General features: G+C 71.7%; 14 protein-coding genes. 11 read left to right on the top strand and 3 right to left on the bottom strand.

Annotated elements, in window-relative coordinates; all coding sequences use genetic code 11:
- Window positions 1-149: 149 nt before the first annotated feature.
- Together H0487_RS11815 and H0487_RS11810 are read right to left on the bottom strand one after the other, a co-directional pair.
- Window positions 150-800, bottom strand: a complete 651-nt coding sequence (locus H0487_RS11815) for a nucleoside/nucleotide kinase family protein (RefSeq protein WP_246383420.1) — start codon at window positions 798-800, stop codon at window positions 150-152.
- Window positions 784-2,013, bottom strand: a complete 1,230-nt coding sequence (locus H0487_RS11810; RefSeq protein WP_183094436.1) for an alanine racemase — start codon at window positions 2,011-2,013, stop codon at window positions 784-786. Before H0487_RS11810 ends, H0487_RS11815 begins: the two co-directional genes overlap by 17 nt.
- Window positions 2,014-2,079: 66 nt before the next feature.
- On the opposite strand from H0487_RS11810, the gene H0487_RS11805 reads away from it, so the two are divergent.
- The 7 genes from H0487_RS11805 to H0487_RS11775 all read left to right on the top strand — a co-directional run bounded on the left by H0487_RS11805 (window position 2,080) and on the right by H0487_RS11775 (window position 7,582).
- Entirely contained in the window at window positions 2,080-2,598 is a 519-nt protein-coding gene (locus H0487_RS11805; RefSeq protein WP_183094435.1) for an SseB family protein, read from the top strand.
- A gap of 376 nt (window positions 2,599-2,974) precedes the next feature.
- A complete protein-coding gene (gene infC, locus H0487_RS11800) occupies window positions 2,975-3,595 on the top strand; it encodes a translation initiation factor IF-3 (protein WP_376766678.1) in 621 nt (206 codons plus the stop codon).
- 19 nt (window positions 3,596-3,614) lie between these two features.
- The gene (gene rpmI, locus H0487_RS11795; protein ID WP_183094434.1) at window positions 3,615-3,809 is read left to right on the top strand and encodes a 50S ribosomal protein L35; all 195 of its coding nucleotides are present in this window, start codon (window positions 3,615-3,617) and stop codon (window positions 3,807-3,809) included.
- A gap of 34 nt (window positions 3,810-3,843) precedes the next feature.
- Window positions 3,844-4,233: a 50S ribosomal protein L20 gene (rplT, locus tag H0487_RS11790; protein WP_183094433.1), complete on the top strand. Its 390-nt coding sequence runs from the start codon at window positions 3,844-3,846 to the stop codon at window positions 4,231-4,233.
- 19 nt (window positions 4,234-4,252) lie between these two features.
- Window positions 4,253-5,032 (top strand): TrmH family RNA methyltransferase, encoded by a 780-nt coding sequence (locus H0487_RS11785; RefSeq protein WP_183094432.1) that lies wholly within the window; start codon window positions 4,253-4,255, stop codon window positions 5,030-5,032.
- A gap of 34 nt (window positions 5,033-5,066) precedes the next feature.
- Window positions 5,067-6,533 carry an MFS transporter gene (locus H0487_RS11780; RefSeq protein ID WP_183094431.1) on the top strand — a complete coding sequence of 489 codons (1,467 nt, stop codon included), beginning with the start codon at window positions 5,067-5,069 and terminating at the stop codon, window positions 6,531-6,533.
- Window positions 6,534-6,556: 23 nt separating this feature from the next.
- On the top strand, window positions 6,557-7,582 hold the full coding sequence (locus tag H0487_RS11775) for a sensor histidine kinase (protein ID WP_183094430.1): 1,026 nt from the start codon (window positions 6,557-6,559) through the stop codon (window positions 7,580-7,582).
- A gap of 19 nt (window positions 7,583-7,601) precedes the next feature.
- Here H0487_RS11775 and H0487_RS11770 read toward each other — a convergent pair whose 3' ends face one another.
- Window positions 7,602-8,648 (bottom strand): hypothetical protein, encoded by a 1,047-nt coding sequence (locus H0487_RS11770; protein ID WP_183094429.1) that lies wholly within the window; start codon window positions 8,646-8,648, stop codon window positions 7,602-7,604.
- A 157-nt stretch (window positions 8,649-8,805) separates the two neighbouring features.
- Between H0487_RS11770 and pheS the strand changes: the two genes are divergently transcribed.
- From pheS to H0487_RS11750, 4 genes are all read left to right on the top strand, one after another.
- The gene (pheS, locus tag H0487_RS11765; protein ID WP_183094428.1) at window positions 8,806-9,918 is read left to right on the top strand and encodes a phenylalanine--tRNA ligase subunit alpha; all 1,113 of its coding nucleotides are present in this window, start codon (window positions 8,806-8,808) and stop codon (window positions 9,916-9,918) included.
- A gap of 3 nt (window positions 9,919-9,921) precedes the next feature.
- Complete coding sequence (gene pheT / locus H0487_RS11760; protein WP_183094427.1) at window positions 9,922-12,405, top strand: phenylalanine--tRNA ligase subunit beta; 2,484 nt, start codon at window positions 9,922-9,924, stop codon at window positions 12,403-12,405.
- A 63-nt stretch (window positions 12,406-12,468) separates the two neighbouring features.
- On the top strand, window positions 12,469-12,975 hold the full coding sequence (locus tag H0487_RS11755) for a SigE family RNA polymerase sigma factor (RefSeq protein ID WP_183094426.1): 507 nt from the start codon (window positions 12,469-12,471) through the stop codon (window positions 12,973-12,975).
- A complete protein-coding gene (locus H0487_RS11750) occupies window positions 12,972-14,207 on the top strand; it encodes a hypothetical protein (protein ID WP_183094425.1) in 1,236 nt (411 codons plus the stop codon). Before H0487_RS11755 ends, H0487_RS11750 begins: the two co-directional genes overlap by 4 nt.
- The last annotated feature ends 62 nt before the right edge of the window (window positions 14,208-14,269 follow it).

Genomic DNA, 14,269 nt, shown 5'->3' with positions numbered 1-14,269 from the left:
GCATGATGCGGCCGTGCCGGTCGAGGACCTCGCCGTAGGCCCCACCGAGGCGGCCCAGGAGCGCGGTCGAGCCCTCGATGTCGGAGAACAGCAGCGCCACCCGTCCGGACGGGAGCGCCGCGGACGCGGCGGCGCACACGGGGGGAAGGCTAGTGGCGCTCCGGACGCCTGTCTCGAGGAAGTTCCCGGTCCATCCGTTCGGCGGAGCGGGCGCCGGTGCCGTCGACGAGCACGTCGGCACGTTCGGCGGTGCGCTGGGTGGCGAAGTGCTCGTCCTCCTGGCGCATCCAGCCGTCCCACTGCGGCGCCAACGCTTCGCCGTCCCGGGCGAGCCCGCGCTGGCGTCTCAGCTCCCGGGGAGCACTCACCCAGACCAGCACCGTGATCATCGTGGTGAGCTCGGCCGCGCCTGCGCCGACGCCCTCGAGGACCAGCAGCGGGGGCGGCTCGACGTCGACGGTCTCGGCGAACTCGCCCCGGTGCCAGTCGTAGCGCCGGTAGAAGCCGGCGCGTCCCAGCGCGAGCGGTCGGACGAGGGTGCTGAGCTGGCGGGAGATCGACCCGAGACCGCCCCAGCCGTCGTAGAGGTCGTCCATGTGGACGACGTGCGCGCCCTCGTCGAGGGCGGCCAGGGCGCTGGCGAGGGTGGACTTCCCGGAGCCGGCCGGGCCGTCGACCGAGACCAGCCGCGTCGCCCCGAGGGTCGGGGGTCGCTCCGCCGCCAGGGCGAGCACGAGGCGGGCCGTGTCCTCGAGGGCTCCCGCCGGGCGACCCCCGGGCGACTCAGAACGCGAGTCCATGCCCACGGTAGGTCGGGACCGTGGCCGTGAACCGCTCGCCCGCGAGCAGGTGCACCTGCGCGGTGTGCTCGAACGGCTCACCGGACTTGGCGTGGCGGAACCACACGAGGTCACCGATCCGCAGCAGCGCGGCCGGGTGGCCGGTCAGCGGTGTCTGGACCTCGCCGGCGCCCTCCAGCCCGGTCAGGTGGAGGCCCGCCGGGGCCCACGGGATCGGCAGCCGGTCGCTTCCGGCGGCACCGCTGGCCACCAGGCCGCCGCCGTGCACGGTGGCGAGCTCGGGGGAGGGACGACGGGTGACGGGCAGGCCGAAGAACGACGCCGGCCGGGGCTCGAACGCCTGGTAGTGGTCGAACAGGCCGGGGACGAGGAGCCCGGAACCGGCGCTGAGCTCGGTGACGACCGGGTCGGCGCTCGAGGACTCGAGGGAGCCCGAGCCGCCGGCGTTCCAGAACTCCAGGGGTGCCACGGCGGCGAGCGCGTCGGCGATGGCGGCTCGGCGTGCCTTGAGCTGTGCGACCGAGGCGTCCTTGAGTCGTCGGACGACGAGGGAACGTGCCTTCTGGTGCGGGACGGCGTCGGGCACGCCCGCCACCTGGCCTTCGTAGGTCATGACCCCGGCCAGGTGGAAGCCAGGCCGATCGACGACCGTGCGGGCCAGGCGGGCGATGTCGGCCGCGTCGTGCAGGGGGGACCGTTTGGGTCCGACGTGGCGCCCGCCGACGATCAGGCCCGCGTCGATGTCGATGGCCACCCGGACCGGCACCGCCGTCGAGCGTCGCAGCGCGTCGACCGCGTCGAGGTGGGCGACGTCGTCGATCATCAGGGTGATCCGCGACGCTGCGCGGGGCGACGCGACCAGCGCTGTCAGCGCTGCGCGGTCGACCGTCGGGTAGCCGACGAGGAGGTCGCCGTCACCGTCGCCGACGACGCCGTTGGCCTCGAGCCACAGTGCCTCGGCGAGGCTGTAGCAGAGGACGCCCTCGAAGCCGTCGTGCGCGACCGCCCGGCGGATCAGCTCGGGCACGCGCAGCGACTTCGACGCGACCCGGATCGGGGTACCGCCAGCCCGGGCGACGAGGTCGGCTGCGTTGGTGTCGAACGCGTCGGTGTCGACGACGAACACCGGCGTCGGCAGCGGCTCACCGTGGGCGCGCACAGCGGCGTCGAGCCGGGCCGCCAACCGGTTGCGCGCGATGGAGTCGGTGGGCATCCCCGCATCGTTTCACGCAGGCGACGTGGATGCGGCGCTGCGACACGGCGATGCGACCATGGGCGCGTGACCGAGCCGCACCCGAAGCAGCGCCTCCTCCAGGGGTCGTCGTACGTCGATGACGACGGAGCGGCCGACGGTGCCCTGCTCAGCGCGCTCGGGTCCTGGGCAGCCGGCTCGACCGCCTATCCGGAGGTCCTGGCCGCGCTCGCCGGTGCCCGCCTGCTGGTGCCGGTCGTCGCGCTGCTCGGCGAGGTCGAGCACGACGACGCCGGGCTCGCCCACGACAAGTCCAGCGACATGGCGACCGTTCTGCTGACCGCTCCGGACGGCAGGCGCGCCCTGCTGTCCTTCTCGGGCATCCCGGCGATGCGGGCGTGGGACCCTGAGGCGCGGCCGGTCCCCGTCGCTACGCCGCTGGCCGCGGCGACCGCGGTCCAGGAGGGTGCCGATGCGCTCGTGGTCGACGTCGGCAGCCGGCACGCGTTCACCGTCGCGGGCGAGGACCTGCACCGCATCGCCGCCGGTTGGCGCCCGGTCCGGCTCACCGACGGCGCCTGGGCCTGGGCGGGCGAGGCCCCGTGAGCCCTCGCTCCGGCGATTCGCGGGCGGGGAACAACTCCGGTAACATCCGTGGTTGACCGATCTGTCATCCCGAGCCTGGGATGGCAGGTCTACCAAGCGGGGACCAGCAGCATCCACGTCTCCCACCCGCATCGATCGCCGCTCCGCCAGATTCTTGGGGCAACAGATCGTCGGGTCCGGTCCATGAGACCCGGTCGTGCGCGTGAGCGTGCGGCGACGGGGTTGCGACTGGCTTCCGCTTGGACGAGCGGGAGCCTTTCTTCGTTTTCGGGCCCACCGCGACGAACGAGAAGCCCCCGACACCCACAACACTGGAGGACACATCAGCACCGAGCTGCGTATCAACGAGCGGATCCGGGTACCCGAGGTCCGACTCGTGGGACCCAACGGCGAGACCGTCGGGATCGTCCCGACCGACCAGGCACTCAAGCTGGCCCAGGAGGCCGACCTGGATCTCGTCGAGATCGCTCCGATGGGCAAGCCGCCCGTCTGCAAGCTCATGGACTACGGGAAGTTCAAGTACGAGAACGCCCAGAAGGCCCGTGAGGCACGACGGAACCAGACCAACGTCATCATCAAGGAGATGAAGCTCCGGCCGAAGATCGACCAGCACGACTACGAGACCAAGAAGGGTCACGTCGTGCGGTTCCTCAAGGCAGGCGACAAGGTCAAGATCACGATCATGTTCCGCGGTCGCGAGCAGCACCGCCCCGAGCTGGGCTTCCGCCTGCTGCAGAAGCTCGCCGAGGACGTCGCGGAGCTGGGCTTCGTCGAGTCCTCGCCGAAGCAGGACGGCCGCAACATGATCATGGTGCTGGGTCCGAACAAGAAGAAGGCCGAGGCCAAGCTCGAGGTGAAGGCCGCCAAGCAGGAGGCCGCCGCCGAGCGTGACGCCGAGAAGGCCGCCGAGCACGCCGAGCGCGTCGCCCACCAGCCGTCCACGACGAAGAAGGCCAAGCGCGCCAACGAGGCGCTCGACCCCGACATCGACCTGTAAGAAGAGAGATAGCGAAGAGATGCCGAAGAACAAGACGCACTCCGGTGCCAGCAAGCGCTTCAAGGTGACCGGCAGCGGCAAGATCCTGCGGGAGAAGGCCGGCAAGCGCCACAACCTCGAGAAGAAGCCGTCGAAGGTCACCCGCCGCCTCACCGGCACCGTCGAGGTCGCCAAGAACGACGTCCCGCGCGCGAAGAAGATGCTCGGTCTCTGACCGGCTCTCGCACCACCGAACAAGGAGTTAGAAGATGGCACGCGTCAAGCGCGCAGTGAACGCGCAGAAGAAGCGCCGGACGACCCTCGAGCGCGCCAGCGGTTACCGCGGCCAGCGCTCGCGCCTGTACCGCAAGGCGAAGGAGCAGGTCACCCACTCGCTGGTCTACAGCTACAACGACCGCAAGAAGAACAAGGGCAACTTCCGTCGCCTCTGGATCCAGCGGATCAACGCCGCGGCTCGCGCCGAGGGCATGACCTACAACCGCTTCATCCAGGGTCTCAACCTGGCCGGCATCGAGGTGGACCGCAAGATCCTCGCCGACCTGGCCGTCAACGACCCGGCCGCGTTCTCGGCCATCGTCGCCCAGGCGAAGGCCGCTCTGCCGGAGGACGTCAACGCCCCGGCCGAGGCCTCGGCCTGACCTGCATCACCCTTCTCGCATGACTCCACTGACGGCGGGCAACGCTCGCGTCAAGGAGGCAAGGAAGTTGAGCCGCCGCTCGGTGCGAACCGAGCGGCGGCTCTTCCTCGCTGACGGCCCGAAAGCCGTCGAGGGTGCGCTCGAGGTGCCCGACCGCGTCGTGGAGGTCTTCGCGACGCCGGCGGCCGTCGACCAGTACGCCGACCTGCTCGCCGCCGTCGACGTGACCCTCGTCGAGCACCGCGCCCTCGGTTCGCTGTCCGACGCCGTCAACCCGGCCGGGGTGGTCGCGGTGTGCCGTCACCTCGACCAGCCGGTCGACGGCCTGATCGAGGCCGACGGCACGCTGGTCATCTGTGCTGACATCCGGGACCCCGGCAACGCCGGCACGGTCATCCGGACCGCTGACGCCGCCGGCGCGCACGCCGTCGTGTTCGCGGGACAGTCGGTCGACCCCTACAACCCCAAGACCGTTCGCGCCAGCGTGGGCAGCCTCTTCCACGTGCCGTTCGCGATCGATCCCGATCCTGCCGCGGTCATCCGCGCCGCCCAGGCAGCCGGCCGGGTCGTCCTCGCCGCCGACGGCGGGGGCGAGGTCGACCTGTTCGCCGCCGACCACCTGCTCGACCAGCGGGTCGCGTGGCTGTTCGGCAACGAGGCGTGGGGCCTGCCGCCCGAGCTGGCCGTGCTGGCCGACCACCGGGTCCGAATCCCGATCCGTGGCCGGGCCGAGAGCCTCAACCTCGCGACCGCTGCGGCCGTCTGCCTCTACGCCTCGGCAAAGGTTCAGCGGGGCTGACCATGATGTCGGCGGGGACTGACAGGCTCCTGCCATGACCGACACCGCCTCGGACCCTCGTCGTTGGAAGGCCCTGGCCGTCCTGGGTCTCGTCCAGTTCATGCTCATCCTCGACGTGACCGTGGTCAACGGCGCCCTGCCCGACATCCAGACCGACCTCGACTTCACCGAGACCGGGCTCGCGTGGGTGGTCAACGGCTACGTCCTGATGGCCGGCGGCCTGCTGCTGCTGGGCGGTCGGCTGGCGGACATGCTCGGTCGGAAGAAGGTCTTCCTGGCCGGGGTCGTGCTGTTCGGCGTCGCGTCCGCCGCGTGCGGCGCCGCCGCCAACGCCGAGATGCTGGTGATCGCGCGATTCGTGCAGGGCATCGGCGAGGCGCTCGCGGCGCCGGCCTCGCTCGGACTGATCGCATTGATGTTCCCCGACCCGCAGGAGCGGATCAAGGCGCTCGGCCTGTGGGGTGGCATCGCCGGGCTCGGCGGCACCAGCGGCACGGTGATCTCCGGCTTCCTCACCGAGCTGGCCGACTGGCGCTGGATCTTCTACATCAACCTGCCCGTCGCCGCGTTCGCCCTGATCGTCGTGCCGCGTCTGGTCTCGGAGAGCCGGATGGAGCGCGCCTCGCAGCACCGGCCCGACGTCGCCGGCGCCCTCACCGGGACGGCCGGTCTCATCGCGATCGTCTACGGCCTGCTCGAGGCGGTCGACCACGGCTGGGGCTCGGGCAACGTCCTGCTGCCGCTGCTCGGTGGCGTCGGCCTCATCGTCGCGATGGTGCTGATCGAGGCGCGGGCGGTCGACCCGCTCATCCCGCTGTCGTTCTTCCGCAACCGGACCCGTGTGGTCACCAACTTCGTGACCCTTTTCTTCGCGGCCGGCTTCTTCTCGTACTTCTTCCTGCTCACGTTGTTCGAGCAGCAGGTGCTGGGTTACTCACCGATCGAGAGCGGGCTGTCCTACCTCCCGTTCGGCCTCACGATCGGTGCCGGCATCGGTCTGAGCACGGCGATGATGCCGCGGCTCGGCGTACGGACGATCCTCACCGCCGGGTTCGCGTTCTGTGCCGCCGGACTCGCGCTGACCAGCACGGTCTCGATCGACTCCGGCTACGCGTCGGGGATCCTGCCCGGGATGGTGCTCCTCGCGTTCGGGTCGGGGATCAGCTTCCCGGCCTTCGGCAACGCCTCGCTCCACGAGGTCACCGGCCAGGACTCATCACTGGCCTCCGGGGTGCAGAACGCCATGCAGCAGGTCGGTGGGGCGTTGGGCCTGGCGACCATCGTGACGATCGCGCTCACCCACGCCGAGGACCAGGTCGCCGACGGCGTGCTCCCTCCCGTGGCGCTCACCGACGGGTTCACGCTGGGCTGGCAGGTCGCGGTCGGCCTGCTGGTGCTCGGCGGGGTCCTGGTCGCCCTGCTCCTGGAGAACGTGCTCGCCGTCCCGCGCAACGTGCTGGCGGAGGAGGTCGCGGCTGAGGTCGGAGACACTCCGGCCTGACGCGGCACCACTACGATCGGGGCATGCCGCCCGACGCCCTCGACGCGCTGCCCGACGGCGTGGTGCTGGCCGGTCCCGACGGCCGGGTCGTCGTCACCAACGAGGTCGCCCGGCGGATGCTGGGGATCTCCGGCGAGGTGGCGGGGGAGTCGCTCGCGTCCGTGCTGGCGCTCAGCGACCACAACGGATCGGGCTGGGTCGCGTGCAACGACCCGTACGGCGGCCTGCCGACCCGCACCGCGGTGCCGGAGCAGTCATGGGTGCTGCCGGACGGCACCGAGGTCCTGGTCACCGCCCGGCTCCACCGGCCGAGCCGCGGCGCGCCGGTCGACACGGTCGCGATCAGCCTGCGCTCCGGCCGTGGTCGGGCCCGGCTCGACCGGGAGCGGTCGGACCTCGTCGCCACTGTCGCCCACGAGCTGCGCTCGCCACTGACGGGCGTCAAAGGCTTCGTCCACGCGCTGCTCAACCGCTGGGACCAGCTCAACGACGAGCAGAAGAAGCTGATGCTCACGACCGTCGCGGCGGACGCCGACCGGCTGTCCCGGCTGATCGCCGAGCTGCTCGACGTCGCGCGGATCGACACGGGCCGGCTCCAGCTGCACACCCGCCCGTGCGACGTGGTGGTGCTCACCGAACGGGTGGTGGCCTCGGTCCAGCAGGCCACCGCCACCACCATCAGCCTCGACGTCGTCGAGGTCCCGAAGGTCGCCGCCGACCCGGACAAGGTCACCCAGGTGGTGACCAACCTCGTCGAGAACGCGGTCCGGCACGGGGCGGGTGACGTCACCGTCGAGGTGGGTCCGGACCCGGCCGACCCGGCGCTCGTGGCGATCACGGTCACCGACCAGGGGGCGGGCATCCCCGTCGAGCTGCGCCAGCGGGTGTTCACGAAGTTCTGGACCGCGAGCTCCGGCGGCGGGTCGGGCCTCGGCCTCTACATCGTCAACGGCCTGGTCCGGGCCCACGGGGGCACCGTCGAGATCGGCGACCGCCCCGGTGGCGGCGCCGCGCTCCGGGTGACGTTCCCGGCGGTCGACGCCCGCTGACCGGGCGTCGGAGGAGGGCTCAGGCGAGCTGGACCCAGACCTGTCCGCCCTTGCAGAACCACAACCGCTTCGACGCGTCCACGAAGAGGTCCCCGGCCAGCCCGTTCGCCGGGTGCGTGGTCGCGGTCCTCGGAACCAGGCGTGCCGCGGCCGCCGACCCGTCGAACGTCCCGCCGCGCACGCCCCCGCCGTACACGCCGACGCTGGTCGTCGACCGGGCGAACACCCCGTAGCTGTCGCGGCTGTCGCCACGGATGCCGTACTTGGTCTGGGACTTGCCCTCGACGCCGTTGCCGCTCTGGGAGAACCCTCGCACGCCGATCCCCGCGTCGCTCTCGCCCTCCACGCCGACCCGGGCGCCGAGCCCGGAGACGCCGCCCCCGGTCGGGGACTCGGAGAAGCCGAAGACTCCGGTGCTCGTGGTGGACTGACCCTCGACCCCGATGCCCGTGTTGGACTCGCCGCGGACACCGGTCGCCCCGTTGAACAGACCCTCGCCCAGGACGCCGACGCCGCCACCGTCGGCCAGGCCGTAGACGCCGGTCGTGGCCGACATGCCACCGCCGCCGCGGTTGCTCGACAAGCCGACCACCCCGATCCCGGCGTTCTCGCCGTCGTGGGAGAAGGCATTGCCGGCGATGGCGGCCTGGTCGTTCAGGGTGTGGGAGTCGACCCCGACGGTGGACATCGAGCGGGCGCCGTAGCCGTTGCTCCCGTCGCTCTGACCGACCTGGTGGCTGTTCTTGACGTAGACGAAGCCCCGAAGCTCGGTCCCGTCAATGACGGTGAGGTCGTTGTTGACGGTGAGGTTGTCGAACGTGCCGTCGGCTGCGGCTGCGGGACTCGACGCCCCCGCGGCGAACGTGGCCGCGACTCCGGCGGTGCCTGCCGCGGCGTACTTGAACAACCCGCGGCGGCTGGGCTCGGCGGCCGGTTGCGGGGCCTGGGTCGCCAGCGGTTCGGGTGCCGGGTCCCGTTGGTCGGCCTGGGCCCGCAGCCGGTGGACCTCGGCCTGGAGGTCGCGGACGACCGCCCGCAGCTCACTGATCTCGTCGTGGGTGCTCACTGGTTCCCCTGTCTCCGCAATGTGGCGCAACGGTACCGAGCCTGCCCACGATCCGAGGGGAATATGCGTCGACCCGTCGTCCACCCCGAGACCACGTGCAGTCCACCCGGCACAACCGGTTCGCGACAGACGGTGACCGGTTCCTAGACTGGCGTCCGTGTCCGGACCCAATACCGATTACGACCCCGTGGAGGTGGCTGCCGTGCAGCCGGAAGAGGTCGACGCAGCCCGCGATGCGGCACTGGCCGCGATCGCGGCGGCGACCGACCTCGACGACCTCAAGCGGGTCCGGACCGAGCACGCGGGCGACCGTTCGCCGCTCGCGCTGGCCAACCGGGAGATCGGTGCGCTGCCGCCCCAGGCCCGCAAGGAGGCCGGCCAGCGGGTGGGGCAGGCGCGCGGCGCCGTCAACCAGGCGCTGGCCGCCCGGCAGGAGGTGCTCGACGCCGAGCAGGCCGAGCGGATCCTCGTGGAGGAGACCGTCGACGTCACGCTCACGACCGACCGGGTGCCCGCCGGTGCCCGGCACCCGATCACCACCGGCTCCGAGCTGATCGCCGACATCTTCGTCGCCATGGGCTGGGAGGTCGCCGAGGGCCCGGTCATCGAGGCCGAGTGGCTCAACTTCGATGCGCTCAACCTCGGTCCGGACCACCCGGCCCGCACCATGCAGGACACCTTCTGGACCGCGTCGCCGGACGGCGCCGGGGTCGAGAGCGGCGTCGTCCTGCGGACGCACACCTCGCCGGTCCAGGCACGCACCATGCTGACCCGGACGCCGCCGATCTACGTCGTGTGCCCCGGCCGGGTCTTCCGCACCGACGAGTACGACGCCACGCACAGCCCGATGTTCCACCAGGTCGAGGGCCTCGCCATCGACGAGGGGATCTCGATGGCCCACCTCAAGGGCACGCTCGACCACTTCGCGAGCCAGCTCTTCGGCGAGGGCATCACCACCCGGTTCCGGCCGTCGTACTTTCCGTTCACCGAGCCCTCCGCCGAGGTCGACCTGCGCTGCTTCGTCTGCAAGGGCGAGGACGCGGCGACCTGCCGCACCTGCCGCGGCGAGGGCTGGATCGAGTGGGGCGGCTGCGGCGTCGTGAACCCGCGGGTGCTCACGGCCTGCGGCGTCGACGCGGACCGCTACACCGGCTTCGCGTTCGGCATGGGGATCGACCGGACGCTCATGTTCCGGCACGGGCTCTCCGACCTGCGCGCGCTCTTCGAGGGCGACATCCGCTTCACCACCGCTTTCGGAACGGAGCTCTAGCTCGTGAAGGCCCCTCTCTCCTGGATCAAGGAGTACGTCGACCTCCCCGCCGAGGTCACGACCGAGCAGCTCACCGACCGGCTCACCGACCTCGGGCTCAAGCTCGAGGCGATCCACAGCGCCGCGGACGGCATCACCGGTCCGCTCGTCGTCGGCAAGGTCCTGACGATGGACCCCGAGCCGCAGAAGAACGGCAAGACCATCAACTGGTGCACCGTCGACGTCGGTGACGCCAACGGGACGGGTGAGCCGCAGGGGATCGTCTGCGGCGCCCACAACTTCGCGCCCGGCGACCTGGTCGTCGTGATCCTCCCGGGCGGTGTGCTGCCGGGGAACTTCGAGATCTCGGCGCGCAAGACCTACGGCCACCTGTCGGCCGGGATGATCTGCTCGGCCCGGGAGTTGGGCCTCGGCGAGGACCACGACGGGATCATCGTGCTGCCGGCAGACGCCGGCGCCCCCGGCACCGATGCGTTCGACGTGCTCGGCCTCCGCGAGGAGGTCATCGAGTTCGAGATCAACCCGGACCGTGCCTACGGCCTGTCGCTGCGCGGGATCGCCCGCGAGGCGGCGCTCGGCTTCGACGGCACCACCTACCGCGACCCGGCCCTGCGGGCGACTCCGGCGGCCGACGCCGCCGGCTACCCCGTCGTCGTGGACGACGCCGCCGGCTGCCCGGTCTTCGTCGCACGGACGGTGACCGGCTTCGACCCGGCCGCGCTGACCCCGGCGTGGCTGGCGGAGCGGATCACCCACGCGGGGATGCGCCCGATCTCCTTGGCCGTCGACATCACCAACTACGTGATGCTCGAGACCGGCCGACCGATCCACGGCTACGACCTCGACAAGCTCCAGGGCACCATCCGGGTCCGGCGGGCGAGCGAGGGCGAGCGGATGACCACGCTCGACGGAGCCGAGCGGACGCTGTCCGCCGAGGACCTCGTCGTCACCGACGACTCCGGGATCATCGGGCTCGGCGGTGTCATGGGCGGCGAGACGACCGAGATGTCGGACGTCACGACCAACATCCTCGTCGAGGCCGCCCACTGGGACGCCACCTCGATGTTCCGCACCGGCAAGCGTCACAAGATCAGCTCCGAGGCCGGCAAGCGCAACGAGCGCGGCGTCGACCCCACGATCTGCGAGGCGGCAGCCGACCGGGTGGTCGAGCTGCTCGTCGAGCTCGGTGGCGGGACCGTCGCCCCGGGTGTGACGGTGGTCGGCACGCCGCCGGCCGCGCCGTCGGTGCGGATCGACTACGACCTCCCGGCTCGGATCAGCGGGATCGCCATCGACTCCGAGACCGTCGTCGCGGACCTCCAGGCGATCGGAGCGAGCGTCGACGCCGATGCCGACGGCATCACCGTCACCCCGCCGCCGTGGCGCCCCGACATCACCGACCCGTTCGACCTGGTCGAGGAGGTCGTCCGGATCGTCGGCTACGACCAGGTGCCCTCGGTCCTGCCGCGCGAGGCGGCCGGTCGTGGTCTCACCCGTCCGCAGCGACTCCGCCGGCGGATCGGCCGCACCCTCGCCGGGGCCGGCTGCGTCGAGGTCGTCAGCTTCCCGTTCGTCGGACCGGCGTCGTTCGACGCGCTCGGCCTGCCGGCCGATGACGTACGACGGAAGACGGTGCTGCTGGCCAACCCGCTGTCGGCCGAGGAACCCGCCTACACCACCACGCTGCTGCCGGGCGTCCTCAAGGCCGCCGCGCGCAACATCGGTCGCGGTGCGCCGGGCGTGGCGCTCTTCGAGACCGGCACGGTCGCGTTCCCGGTCGACCGCGGCCCGGCACCGATCTACGGGGTCGACCGTCGTCCCGACGTCGCCGAGCTCGACAAGCTCTACGAGGCGCTGCCGCGCCAGCCCCTGCACCTCGCGGTCGTCCTCGCCGGTGAGCGTGAGCGCGCCGGCTGGTGGGGGAGCGGCCGTGAGGCCGGCTGGTCCGACGCGATCGGCCTGGTCCGCCGCTTGGGCGAGGAGCTCGGGGTCACCGTCGAGCCGCGCCGGGCCGTCCTCATGCCGTGGCACCCGGGCCGTTGTGCCGAGCTCACCGTGGGCGAGGTCGTGCTCGGCCACGCCGGTGAGCTGCACCCGCAGGTGTGCGCCGGGCTGGGCCTGCCGGCCCGCAGCGCGGCCCTCGAGATCGACCTCGACCAGCTGATGGACCTCGCGACCGTGGTCGTGCCGGGGCCGTCGTTCTCGTCGTTCCCGGTCGCCAAGGAGGACGTCGCGCTGGTCGTCGACGCCGACGTCCCGTCGGCGTCCGTCGAGGCAGCGCTGCGCGAAGGTGCGGGCGACCTGCTGGAGTCGGTGCGGCTGTTCGACGTCTACACGGGCGAGCAGATCGGCGAGGGTCGCAAGTCGTTGGCGTTCGCCCTGCGCTTCCGTGCTACCGACCGTACGCTCACCGAGGGCGAGGCGGGTGCGGCGCGAGACGCCGCGGTCGCGCGTGCGGCTGAGGTCGTGGGCGCAGTCCAGCGGTAGTCGTGCAACCTTCGGCCGGTCTGGCGGTGTCTGTGAGGAGACAGGCAACCAGGAGGTGACGCGATGGCAGGCGACGACGGGGCGTTCCTCGACTTCGTCGAGTCACGGCGCACGCACCTGCGCGCCACGGCGTACCTCATGTGCGGTGACTGGCACCAGGCCGACGACATCGTCCAGGAAGCGCTGATCCGGTTGTACGTCGCGTGGCCCCGGATCGCGGAGTCGGCCTCGCTCAACGCCTACGCCCGGCGCACCATCGTCAACACCGCCCTCAACCAGGCGCGCAAGGTGTCGCGCCGCGAGGTGCCGGTCGCGGAGGTCCGCGACACCGCGGCACCCGCGGACGGGGTAGACGCCCGCCTCGACATCGTGTCCGCGCTCGACCGGCTCGGCTCCCGTCAACGGGCCTGCGTGGTGCTGCGCTACTTCGAGGACCTGCCGATCGACGAGGTGGCCCACGTGCTCGGCTGCCGCCCGGGGACCGTGAAGAGCCAGACGGCGCGTGCCCTCGTCACCCTGCGCACGGTCCTGGGCGCGGAGCTCAGCGAGATCGAAGGGGCGTTGTCATGACTGATCTGAGGCACGCGCTCCGGGAGGCGGTGGCCGCGCCGCCCGAGGACGGTATCGACCTGATCGCCGTCGTGGCACAGGGCCGGCAGGCCCGGAGGGGTCGGCGTCGGTGGGTGGTCACGGCGATCGCCTCCGCCACTGCGACCGTGGTGGTCGGCGGTGTCGCCGTGGCCGCGGTCGTGACCCGCGACGCCGGCGACGGGACGCCGGAGCCTGCACCGACGCCGCCCGAGCGGATCGAGGATCTCCAGGACCCGGTCCGCCCCCCGCGCGACTTCGTGAAGCACCCGGTCCGCGACTTCGAGCCCGATGCCCCGTTGCTCCGCGGGGGCGTCGTCGTCGGCGGTCCCGACGACGACCTCACCAGTGCGTACCTCACCGAGGACCTGCAGGTGCTGGTGTCTCGATGGGAGGTTGGCAGCGGCGACCGCTACGGTCTGGTCGACCCCGCGGCTCCGACCGAGGTCGACTGGCTGCCGGACTACCCGGGCGCGGCGGAGATCTACCCGTTCTGTGGCTTCTGGGCGCGCGGCCGCGGGAGCGAATGCGTCCAGGGTGCGCGATCGTTGTCGTTCTACTACTTCAGCCCACCGCGTTCCGACCGGATCGAGACGCTGCGCTACGACCGGGTGAACCGCGAGTGGTCGCGGGCGCCGCGGCCGCCGCGGACCGAAGGAGGTGCCGGGTCGATCGAGGCGCGCATCCTCGACCACCGGCGGTTCGTCATCGACGGGCCCGCGGGGCGAACGGTCGTCCGACTCGACCGCGCGCCCTTCTGCGACCGGCGGCGAGGCCTGGTTCCCCGGCACCTGACCGACACCGGTGTCGGGAACGTGACAGCCGAAGGTGACTTCGTGACCGTCGAGTACTACTGCGCCAGCCTGACCGACCCGGGCGGTGAGGGCGAGAACGCCTTCGCGGTCCTCAACGCCGGGGGTGAGATCCTCGTCGACCTGCAGCGATACCGCGGCGGGGCGAAGATGGTCGCCGATCGCTACGTGGGCTTCCGCGGCATGCTCGTCGACCTCGCCGGTGGTCGCGTCTTCCGGCTGCTCCGGCAGGAGCCGCACGGGGTCGGACAGGGCTGGTTGAGCGCTTACGCCGGCGTCATGTCGGTGCAGGACGGGCTCGTGACCTGGAGCGAGGTCTACCTCAGCCCTGAGGACGCCGCCAACGGCGGTCCCCGGAGTGGCGACGCCGTGATCCACCTGGTGCCGCTGCCGAACAGCTGACGGCATGACGGCGCGGTCCGGTGGATCGATGACGTGTCCGCGCCGTACTGACAGGATGGGCG

Source organism: Nocardioides stalactiti (assembly GCF_014180715.1).
In the GTDB taxonomy this organism is placed as follows: Bacteria; Actinomycetota; Actinomycetes; order Propionibacteriales; family Nocardioidaceae; genus Nocardioides; species Nocardioides stalactiti.
The sequence above is the reverse complement of the archived record's forward strand: the minus strand, read 5'-3'. Positions and strand labels throughout refer to the sequence as shown.